The organism is Streptomyces sp. NPDC041068 (genome assembly GCF_040647455.1).
GTDB lineage: Bacteria > Actinomycetota > Actinomycetes > Streptomycetales > Streptomycetaceae > Streptomyces.
On the sequence record NZ_JBEZCG010000021.1, the window covers coordinates 174,140 to 185,741 of the forward strand.

Consider the following 11,602-nt stretch of genomic DNA (forward strand, 5'->3'; position numbering starts at 1 on the left):
TCAGGGCCTTCCCAGCTCATCGTCGATCAGAGAAAAGAGTTCGTCCGCGTCGGCCGCGGCAATCTGCTCGTCATGCGGGACGTCCGCCGGGTCGTCCGGCTCCGGTCCGACGGCCACCGCCCCGAGGAGCTCCAGGAGCCGGTCGGTGACGGCCGCCCGCAGTCCGTCGTCGCCGACACCGGTCACGCTGTGCGCGAGCCGGTCCAGGTCGGCGAGGACCGGGGGCCCTGCGGTGGGCGACGCCGGTGCGGGCGGGTCCGCCGGTGGCTTCGCGGCCGCCTGCGGTGCGGCGGCGGCCGGTTCCGGGGTGAGCCGCTCCAGCAGATGCCTGGCCAGCGCGGCCGGGCTCGGGTGGTCGAAGGTCACTGTGGCGGTGAGGGTGACGCCGGTGAGGGTGGAGAGGCGGTTGCGCAGCTCCAGGGCCGTCAGCGAGTCGAAGCCGAGGGTGGTGAAGCCGCGGTCGGCGGGCACCTCCTCCGCCCCGGCCCTGCCGAGGACGGAGACGATCTCCGCCTGCACGAGCCGCCGCACCGTCAACTCCCGGTCGCGCTCGGGCAGGGTGAGCAGCCGCTCCCGCAACGGCTCGGCGCCGCCCCGCGCCTTGCTCTCCCGCACGGCCCTGGCCGGGACGAGCCCCTGGAACAGCGCGGGCGGCTCGGAGTCGCGGAGCGCGGCGGCGTCGAGCCAGGCGGGCACCAGATGCGCCCGGTCCGACGCGGCGAGGACGAGATCGAGCAGCGCCAGGCCGTCGTCCGTCGGCAGCGGCCGCATGCCCATCCGGAGCATGCGCTGCTTGTCGGCGTCGTCGAGCCGGTCGGTCATGCCGGTGCGCTGCTCCCACAGGCCCCAGCCGAGGGAGAGCGCGGGCAGGTCCGCGCTGTGCCGGTGGTGGGCCAGCGCGTCGAGGAAGGCGTTGCCCGCCGCGTAGTTGGCCTGGCCCGCGAGCCCCACCGTGGCGGTCACGGAGGAGAAGAGGACGAACGCCGTCAGGTCCAGGCCCGCGGTGAGGTCGTGCAGATGCCAGGCGGCGTCGACCTTCGGCGTCAGGACCGCGTGCAGCCGCTCGGGCTCCAGGGTCAGCGTCGCGGCGTCGTCCATGCGCCCGGCCGCGTGCACCACGGCGCGCAGCGGCGCCGACGCGGGGACGCTCGCCAGGAGTTCGGCGAGCGCGGCCCGGTCGGTGACGTCGCAGGCGGCGACGGAGACGGCGGCGCCCTGCGCGGCCAGTTCGGCCACCAGCTCGGCCACGCCGTCGGCGGCCCGGCCGCTCCTGCTGACGAGCAGCAGGTGGCGTACGCCGTGACCGGTCACGAGGCGACGTGCGACGACGGCGCCGAGTCCGCCGGTCCCGCCGGTGATGAGCACGGTCCCCTCGGGGTCGATGACCGGACGGTCCTGGTCGGGCGCCGGTACGGAGCCGCGGGCGAGCCGGGGAACGTACGACTTGCCGCCCCGCAGCGCCACTTGGGGCTCATCGAGCGCCATCGCGCGTGCCAGCTCTTCACTGGCCGGTTCAGCGGCATCGTCACCGGCGGCGTCGGTGTCCACGAGCACGATCCGGCCGGGGTGTTCGGTCTGGGTGGGCCGCAGCAGCCCCCACACGGTCGCGGCCGCGAGGTCGAGATCGGCACCGGGCTCCACGGCCACCGCACGCCGGGTGACGACGACCAGGCGCGAGGAGTCCTCGCCGTTCTCCTCAAGCCACTTGCGTACGTGGTGCAGCACGTACTCGGCACTCTCGTGGACGGCCGTGGGCACGTCCGCGTCGCCCGGCGTGACGGGCAGTACCGCCGTCGCGGGACCCCATGCCTTTGCGGCGGCGGGCGCGGCGGCCTCGCGCCACTCCACCTGGAAGAGCTTGGGGTCGGTGCGCCGGGCGTCCAGGGGCCGCAGGGTGAGCGAGTCGACGGAGAGCACCTCGACCCCGCTGCCGTCGGCGACGTCCAGAGCGGCCCTGCCCTCGCCCAGCGGCGAGATCCGCACCCGCAGCCGGGACGCACCTCTGCGCGCGAGGCGGACACCGGCCCAGGAGAACGGCACCATCGTGCCGGGCTGCTCCAGGACCAGCGGGTGCAGCACCGCGTCGAGGAGCGCCGGGTGCACGCCGAACGGCCCCGGCTCCTCGCGCAGCGCCACTTCGGCGAGCAGGTCGTCGCCGTGCCGCCAGACGCGCTCCAGGTTGCGGAACGCGGGGCCGTACTCCAGGCCACGCCCGGCGAGTTCGTCGTACCAGGCCGTGCGGTCCTCCGGTGTGGCCCCTGGCGGAGGCCATGCCTCCGTCGCGACAGCGGCGTCCGCGGGCTCCGCCGCACGGACCACACCGGTGGCGTGGAGCTGCCAGGCCTCGTCGGCGGTGCCGAGGACGCGGCCGTGGACGCGGACCGCCCGTCGGCCCGCGTCGTCCGGCGCGGCCGCCGTCAGCTGTACCTCGACCTCGTCGCGCTCGGGCACCACCAGCGGTGTGTGCAGCGTCAGTTCGTCGACGACGTCGCCGACGCGCAGCGCCATGTCGAGCAGGGCGGTGCCGGGCACCACAGCCCTGCCGAGCACACGGTGGTCGGTCAGCCAGGGCCGCGACCGCAGCGAGAGGCGCTCCGTCAGGACGGTGCCCGCGCCGTCGGCGAGCTCCACGGCGTGCCCGAGGAGCGGCTGGTCGGCGGTGGCGTCGAGCCAGTGGCGATTGCGCTGGAAGGCGTACGTCGGCAGGTCGGCCCGGGGCGCGCCGGCGAACAGCCGCTCCCAGTCGACGTCGATGCCGCGCGTCCACACCTCGGCGACCGAGGCCAGAAAACGGGTGGGGCCGCCCTCGTCGCGGCGCAGCGATCCGCAGACCGTGGCGGCCCGCGCGGTGCCGCCGTTCTCCAGGATCTCCTGGATGCTCATGGTGAGCACCGGGTGGGAGCTGACCTCGATGAACGTGTCGTGGCCCTGCTCGGCGAGCGCGGCAACGGCGGAGTGGAAGTGCACGGTCCGGCGCAGGTTGCGGTACCAGTAGCCGGCGTCCGCGAGGCCCTCGCCCAGCCAGTCGTTCTCCACGGTCGAGTAGAAGGGCACCACGGCGGACACAGGGCTCAACTCGGCGAGCACCGTGGCCAGTTCCTCCTCGATGCGCTCGACGTGGGAGGTGTGCGAGGCGTAGTCCACCGGGACCTTGCGCGCCCGTACGCCCTCCGCCTGGCAGTCGGCGTGCAGTGCGTCGAGCGCCTCGGCGTCACCGGCCACCACGGTGGCGTTCGGACCGTTCAGGGCGGCCACCGCGAGGCGGCCCTCCCAGCGCTCCAGGCGGGCCTCGGCCGCCGCGGCGGGCAGCGCCACGGACATCATTCCGCCGTGTCCCGCCAGTTCCCGCGCGATGGCCCGGGAGCGGAGCGCGACCACGCGGGCCGCGTCGCGCAGCGTGAGGGCACCAGCCACGCAGGCGGCCGCGATCTCACCCTGGGAGTGGCCCACGACGGCGGCGGGTTCGACGCCGTAGGAGCGCCAGAGCGCCGCGAGCGACACCATCACCGCCCAGGACGCGGGCTGGACCACATCGACCCGCTCCAGGGTCGGGGCGTCCACGGCCTGCCGCAGCACGTCCTCCAGGTCCCAGTCGACGAACTCCGCGAGCGCCGCGGCGCAGGACCGCAGCCGCGCGGCGAACACCGGCTCCGCGTCGAGGAGTTCCACGGCCATGCCCGCCCACTGCGAGCCCTGGCCGGGGAAGACGAAGACCACGCGGCCGCCGGTGGTCCGTGCCGTTCCCGCGACCGAGCGCGGCGCCTTCGCGGCACCCTGGACCAGCGCGTCCAGCCCGGCAAGGAGGTCGTCGCGGTCGGCGGCCACGACGGCGGCCCGGTGCTCGAACCTCGTGCGCGCCGTGGCCAGCGACCGGCCGACGTCGAGCGGGCGCAGCTCCGCGTGGGACGCGAGGTGCTCCCGCAGCCGCGCGGCCTGGTCGACCAGTGCGGCCTCGGTCCTGGCGGACACGAGGACCGGCACAGGGAGCGAGCCATGCGCCAACACACTGCCGTCCAGGGCTGGTTCGGCGTCGGCGGGCGCCTGCTCGATGATCACGTGCGCGTTGGTGCCGCTGATCCCGAACGACGACACCGCGGCCCGGCGGGGACGGCCGGTCTCCGGCCACTCCCGCTGCTCGGTCAGCAGCTCCACCGCGCCCGACGACCAGTCCACGTGCCGCGAGGGACGCTCCACGTGCAGCGTCCGCGGCAGCACACCGTGCCGCAGCGCGAGCACCGTCTTGATCACACCGGCCACACCGGCAGCCGCCTGCGCATGACCGATGTTCGACTTCAACGAGCCCAGCCACAGCGGCCGTTCGGCGTCCCGGCCCTGCCCGTACGTCGCCAGGAGCGCCCGCGCCTCGATCGGGTCGCCCAGTGTCGTGCCGGTGCCGTGCGCCTCCACCGCGTCCACGTCCGTCGCCGACAGACCGGCCTGCGCCAGCGCGTCGCGGATCACCCGCTCCTGCGAGGGGCCGTTCGGCGCGGAGAGTCCGTTGGACGCGCCGTCCTGGTTGGTGGCGGAGCCGCGCAGTACGGCGAGGACCCGGTGGCCGTTGCGCCGCGCGTCCGAAAGACGCTCCAGGACGAGCACACCGACGCCCTCGGACCAGCCCGTGCCGTCGGCCGTGTCCGAGAACGCCTTGCACCGGCCGTCCGGCGAGAGGCCGTTCTGCCGCGAGAACTCCACGAACATGCCGGGCGTGGACATCACTTCGGCCCCGCCCGCCAGCGCCAGGGAGCTCTCGCCCGACCGCAGCGAGGCCGCCGCCAGGTGCAGCGACACCAGCGACGACGAGCACGCCGTGTCCACCGTCACCGCGGGCCCCTCGAACCCGAAGGTGTAGGCGATGCGGCCGGACGCCACGCTCGGCAGACCGCCGGTCAGGGCGTAGCCGCCGAAGCTGTCGGACGTCTCGTGCAGCGGAGGGACGTACGACTGGTCGGACACGCCCATGAAGACGGCCGTCCGGCTGTGGCGCAGGGACTCGGGGTCGATCCCGGAGCGCTCCAGGGCCTCCCACGAGGTTTCGAGGAGCAGCCGCTGCTGCGGGTCCATCGCGCGGGCCTCGCGGGGGCTGATCCGGAAGAAGTCGGCGTCGAAGTCCGGGGCGTCGTACAGGAATCCGCCGCTGCGGACCTGTCCTGTCGCCTCCGGTGCCACGTCCCAGCCGCGGTCCTCGGGGAACGGCGAGATGGCGTCCACCCCGTCGCGGACCAGCCGCCACAGGTCCTCGGGTGAGCTCACGCCGCCGGGCAGCCGGCAGCTCATGCCCACGATCGCGACCAGGTCGTCGTCCGGTGCGAGGCCCTGTACGGGCCCCTCGGTGTCCGGGGCCTCTCCCGCGAGCTCCTCGGTGAGGTGGCGCAGGAGCGCGGCGGGGGTGGGGTGGTCGTAGACGAGCGTGGTGGCGAGCCGCAGTCCGGTGGCCTGGCTCAGCCGGGTGCTGAGCTCCACCGCGGTGACCGAGTCGAAGCCGGTCTCCTTGAACGTGCGGTCCGCGGCGACCGTCTCCGGGTCTGTGTGTCCGAGGACGGCTGCCGCCTGGGAGTGGATCAGCGCGCGCAGATCCCGCTCCTCCATGGCGGGTGCCTCGACGCCGGACGCGTCCTGGGTCGGCGCGGGTGCCGGTGCCGCCGTCGGCCGCACGCCAACTCCCGTTCCCTCGACGGCGATCCAGTGGGTACTGCGCCGGAAGGCGTAGGTGGGCAGCTCCACGGCGCGGGCGCCGGTGTCCTCGAACACCGGCCGCCAGTCCACGGTGACGCCCCGCACGTGCAGCGCGGCCAGGGACAGGAGGAGCCGCCGCACGCCGTCCTCGGCGCGCCGCAGCGTGCCCTGCACCACCGTGTCGGCGGCGCCCTCCACGGTGTCGACGGTGGCCTGGACGGCCATCGTCAGGACGGGGTGCGGGCTGGCCTCCACGAACACCCGGTGCCCGTCGGCGGCGAGAGCCCGTACGGCGTCCTCGAGGCGCACCGGTTCGCGCAGGTTCCGGTACCAGTACGCGGCGTCCAGGTCGGACGGGTCGACGCGGCCGCCGGTGACGGTGGAGCAGAAGGCGACCCCGCTGTCCTCGGTGGTGACGTGCGCGGCCGCTCGCAGGACCTCGTCGCGGATCTCCTCGACGTGCGGCGAGTGCGAGGCGTAGTCGATGGGGACGCGTCGGGCGCGCACGTCACGGGCGCGGCAGTCGGCCACCACCGCGTCCACGGCGTCGACCGGGCCGGAGACGACGACCGCCCGCGGGCCGTTCACGGCGCCGATCGAGACCCGCTCCCACACGGCGTCCTCGATGGCCGCCTCGACGTCAGCCGCCGTCATCTCGACGAGCGCCATGCCGCCGCGGCCGGAGAGCCGGTCGGCGATGACCCGGCTGCGCTCGACCATGAGGCGCATGCCGTCCGCCACGGGCATGATCCCCGCCGCGCACGCGGCCGTGATCTCGCCCTGGGAGTGGCCGACCACGGCGTCGGGGGCGATCCCGGCCGCGCGCCACACCTCGGCCAGGGACACCTGCACCGCGAACAGCGCGGGCTGCATGACGTCCATGCGCAGCAGCGCGTCCTCGTCGGCGAGCGCGTCCCGCAGCCGCCAGTCCACCTGGTCGTCGAGCAGGCGCGCGCACGCGTCCATCCGGGCGGCGAAGACCGGCAGGGAGTCCCACAGGTCCAGGGCCATGCCGGCCCACTGCGGGCCCTGTCCGGGGAACGCCCATACGACGCCGGACGCGGACCCCGCGACGCCCTCCACCACGTGGGGCGAAGGATCGCCCGCGGCGAGGGCGGCCAGGCCGTCCAGGAGTTCGGCGCGGTCCGCGGCGACGACGACACCGCGGTGCGCGAACACCGACCGGGTGGTGGCCGCCGCGTATCCGACGTCCACGGGGCACAGATCCGGGTCGGCCGCCACGCGCGCGTGCAGCTGTCGTGCCTGGGCCCGCAGCGCGGCCCTGCTGGTGCCCGACACCACGACGGGCACCGCGGGCGGCTCCGCGGTCTGCCCGGCCTCCGCGGAGTCGTCCGCGTGCGCGGCGGGGGCCTCGCCCACCACCACGTGGCAGTTGGTGCCGCCCACGCCGAACGAGCTGACGCCCGCGAGCCGCGGCCCCTCGGGCCAGGGCCCCGTCGTGTCGTTGACCCGGAGCCCCAGCCGGTCCATGGGGATCGCCGGGTTGGGCTCGGCGTAGTTGAGGCTGGACGGCAGGGTTCCGTTCCGCACCGAGAGCGCGACCTTGATCAGCCCGATCACGCCCGCGGCACCGTCCAGGTGCCCGATGTTGGTCTTGACCGAGCCGACGAGGAGCGGCTCCGCGTCCGGCCTGTCCTGACCGAGCACGGCTCCCAGCGCCGCCGCCTCGACGGGGTCGCCCGCGCGTGTGCCGGTGCCGTGCAGCTCGACGTACCGCACCCCGGCCGGGTCCGCGGCGGCCCGGTCGTAGGCGCTGTGCAGGAGCTCCTGCTGGGCCTCGCCGTCGGGGACGGTGAGACCCTCACCGCCGCCGTCGTTGTTGACCGCGCTGCCGAGCAGGACGCAGTGGACGGTGTCGCCGTCGGCGACGGCGTCCGACAGGCGCTTGAGGACGACCATGCCGCCGCCCTCACCGCGCACCGTGCCGTTGGCGCGCGCGTCGAAGGTGTAGCAGCGCCCGTCCGGGGACAGGGCACCCGCCCGCGCGAAGGCGAGCGTGCCCTCCGGCGCCAGGTTCAGGTGGACGCCGCCTGCCAGGGCCAGCGTCGCGGCGCCCGACAGCAGGCTCTCGCAGGCGAGGTGGACGGCGACCAGGGACGAGGACTGCGCCGCGTCCACGGTGAGGCTGGGGCCGCGCAGGCCGAGCTGGTAGGAGACGCGGTTGGCGATCACTCCGCGGCTCAGGCCCGCCATGGAGTGGTGGGACACGGCGTCCCCGCCGTGCCGGTGGACGAGCGTGGCGTAGTCGTCGCCGGTGGCGCCGAGGAACACCGCGGCCTTGCCGCCACGCAGGGTTTCCGGCACGACGGCGGCGTGTTCGAGCGCCGTCCAGCTCAGCTCGAGGGCCAGGCGCTGGCGCGGGTCCATCGCCTCGGCCTCGCGCGGCGAGATGCCGAAGAAGCCGCTGTCGAAGTCGGCGACGCGGTCCAGGAATCCGCCGCGGAGCACGCCCTCGAAGCCGGGCGCTTCGTCCGGGACCCCGTCGAGGGCCCACCGCCCGGCCGGCACGTCGGTGATGGCGTCCACGCCGTCGTGCAGCAACTCCCAGAAGGCGTCGAGGTCTTCGGCGCCCGGAACCCTGCAGGACATGCCGACGACGGCGACCGCACGCTCGACCGCATCGACCGTGCGCCCGGTCGGATCAACCGCCCGCTCGGCCGGATCACTCGTGGACATGCCTGCTTCCTCTTCCGGTCGTTCCTGTTCGAGGTGGTGTGGAGGGTGAGTCGTCATGCGGTCGTGTCCGCCTCGGCAGCCGTCTCCGCCCGCGCCCGCAGCCCGGCCAGATCCGCCGCGGGGTCCGCCGCGATCTCCCGCAGCAGCCGCTCGTACGTCCGCGCCATGTGCTCGGCGGTGTCCCGCGTGAACAGGTCGGTGCTGTACTCCAGTTGACCCTGCAGACCGGAGTCCGTCTCCAGGGCGGTCAGGTTGAGGTCGTACTTCGCCGGTCCGGGGTCGGCGGCGACGGGGCTCACCGCCAGGTCCGCCGCTCCGGCCGCGTCGTCGGCCTCCGCGGCCGGGTTCGGCACCAGGTTGAACATCACCTGGAACAGCGGGGAGTACGAGGGATCGGCCTCCGGTGCCAGGTCCCCGACCAGTTCGGCGAAGGGCAGGTCCTTGTGCTCGTGCGCCTCACCCGTGACCTGCCTGGCCTGGGCCAGCAGGTCGGTGAAGACACGGTCCGGCGCGATGCCGAGGCGGATCACCACGGTGTTCACGAAGTAGCCGACGAGCTGCTCCAGTTCGGCCCGCGGGCGGTTGGTGACGGGCGAGCCGATGGCCAGCTCCCGGTCGTCCGCGTGGCCGCCCAGGAGCACGGCGAACGCCGACAGCAGGGTCATGTACAGCGTGCCGTCGTGCTCCTGGCCCAGCTGCCTGAGCCGCGCGAGCACGGGCTGCGGGACGTCGAACGCGACCTTGGCGCCCCGGTAGGACTTCACCGGGCGGCGCGGGTGGTCGGTGCGCAGCGACAGGCAGGCGGGCAGGCCGTCCAACTGCCGCTTCCAGTAGTCGCGTTGGCGGTCGAGCACCGCGCCGTCCAGCACCTCCCGCTGCCAGCGGGCGAAGTCGGCGTACTGGAGCGGCAGCTCAGGCAGCTCCGGCTCCTCGCCCCGGCTCGACGCGCCGTACAGGACCATGAGTTCGGTCAGCACGATGGTCAGCGACCAGCCGTCGAAGACACCCCAGGGGCGGGTGAGCACGACGACGTGCTCGTCGTCCGCGACCGGCACCAGGTGGATCCGCACGGCGTACGGGCCCTCCGGCGCGAAGGGGCGGGTGCGTTCCTCCCTCAGCCACTGGGCGAGGGCGTCGTCCCCGGCGATCGGTTCGGTGACGGTCGCCTCGAAGCCGGCGGCGTCGTGGACGCGCTGGACGACGTTTCCGTCGCGGCGCACATAGCCGGTGCGCAGTACCGCGTGCCGTGCGACGAGGGCCTGGACGGCGCGCACGAAGGCGTCGCGGTCGATGCGTCCCGTCAGCCGGTGGGCCAGCTGCGCGTTGTCGTACGCGGCGTCCAGGTGCTCCGGGTGGCCGAGGAACCACAGGTCGCCCTGCTGGAGCGAGAGCGGCACCTCCTCGCCCTCCGCGACGGGCACGGCCGGCACGAGCGGCGCGGCCTCGGCCGCGGACGGCTCCTCCTCCATCGCCGCGGCCATCTCGGTCACGGTGGCGCCGGTGAGGATCAGCTGCAGCGGAAGTTCGCGGCCCGTCTCCTGGCGCACGCGCAGGTTGAGCCGGACAGCGAGGAGGGAGTGCCCTCCGAGCGCGAAGAAGCTGTCCTCGATGCCGACACGGCTGACCCCGAGCACCTCTTCGAGGACGCGGCAGAGGGTCCGCTGGGTCCCGGTGCGCGGCGCGACGTAGGCCTCCTTGGCCACGGCGCCCTCGTCCGGGGCGGGCAGCGCCCGCTTGTCGACCTTTCCGTTGGGGGTGATGGGCAGCTCTTCGAGGAGCATGAACACGCTGGGCAGCATGTACTCCGGCAGCCGCGCGGACAGGTGCTCCTTGAGCGTGCGGGCCACCGAGGGGCCCAGGTCGCCGATCCGCGGGAAGTTCGCCAGGTGCGCCTCGCGGTAGGGCGCGCGGGCCCGGACCGGCGGCAGAGCATCCCGGCCGAAGACCAGGTCGAGGCCGTCGGGACGGTCCTGCGACCAGGTGGCCGCCACCTGGTAGCCGAGCTCTTCGGCACGCAGCAGTACGGCTTCCAACTCCCGCACCTCGTCGGCGACTTGCTCCGTCAGCCGGACGCCACCGGGAAGCGGGTCCACTTCGTGGGAGGGCGACCAGCGGGCCAGTCCCTCACCGACGCGTACGTCGTCGGCGACCCGGGGGTTGCGCAGGCCGCCGACACCGAAGCGGTCGGGGGCGCCGTCCTCCAGGAGGGCGCGCAGCCGTTCCGCGGTGTCGGCGTCCAGCCACGTCAGGGGCTCGACGGGGGTGTCCTTCCCCTTGGTCAGGACGACGTCGTAGCGGTAGGCGGACATCTCGTTGTCCTCGACGCCGCGCTTGGCCATGAGGTCGTAGCCGCCCAGCTCGGGGAAGCGCTCGGCGATGCGGGCGAAGTAGGTGGGGCTCAGGAGCAGTTCGCTCTCCTGCCTGCGGCGCCGCCGCACCTGCTCGGCGAGCGCGCCTGCCGTGGTGCGGCCGCCGGCGCGGCTGCGTTCGACCGCGCTCAGGTGGGCCGGGAGCAGGTCGAGGTTGCGTACGTCGCCGATGAAGATGCGCCCGCCGTCCTCCAGGAGCGGCAGCATCCGGGCGATCGTCTCCTCCAGGTAGACCCGGTTCGGGAAGTACTGGGCCACGGAGTTGAGCACGATCGTGTCGAAGGTCTGCCCGGTGAGCCGGGCCATCGACAGGGCGTCCCCCTGCTCCAGGGTGACGTGGCTCCAGCCGCGGCGCTCCACGCCCCGGCGGACATCGGCGAGCGCCGAGGTCGACAGGTCGAAGGCGTGCACCGCCTCGCAGGCGTCCGCGTAGCGGAACAGGAGCAGTCCTGTGCCGCAGCCGATCTCCAGCAGGCGCCGCGGCCGCAGCTCGGCGATGCGCTGGACGGTGCCGTCGATCCACTCGCGCATGCCGGCTTCGGGCACGGGCACGCCGGTGTAACTGCTGTCCCAGCCCGCCAGGTTGAGGTCGTCGGCGGCTTCGTCACCGGTCCCCGCGTATTGGTCCTCGAAGACCCGCTGCCACTGGTCCAGGAGCGTGGCGTTCTGCTCGCGGGCGGCGTCGTCGAGCCACTGCGGCGTCGGGCTCACGTAGGCGACGAGCGCACGGTTGTCGTCGGAGCCGCGCGGGACGACGACGCCGTGGGAGACTGCTTCGTGTCCGGCGAGGGCGGCTTCGATCTCCCCGAGCTCGATACGGAAACCGCGGATCTTGACCTGGTCGTCATTGCGGCCCAGGTACT

Annotated in this window: 2 protein-coding genes; both read right to left on the reverse strand. The window is 74.2% G+C overall.

Annotated elements, in window-relative coordinates; genetic code table 11:
- Positions 1-8,370, reverse strand: coding sequence for an SDR family NAD(P)-dependent oxidoreductase (locus tag AB0B50_RS37610; RefSeq protein ID WP_362340395.1), 8,370 nt, complete (start codon positions 8,368-8,370; stop codon positions 1-3).
- A gap of 53 nt (positions 8,371-8,423) precedes the next feature.
- A partial coding sequence (locus tag AB0B50_RS37615; RefSeq protein WP_362340397.1) for a condensation domain-containing protein occupies positions 8,424-11,602 on the reverse strand: 3,179 nt, incomplete at its 5' end.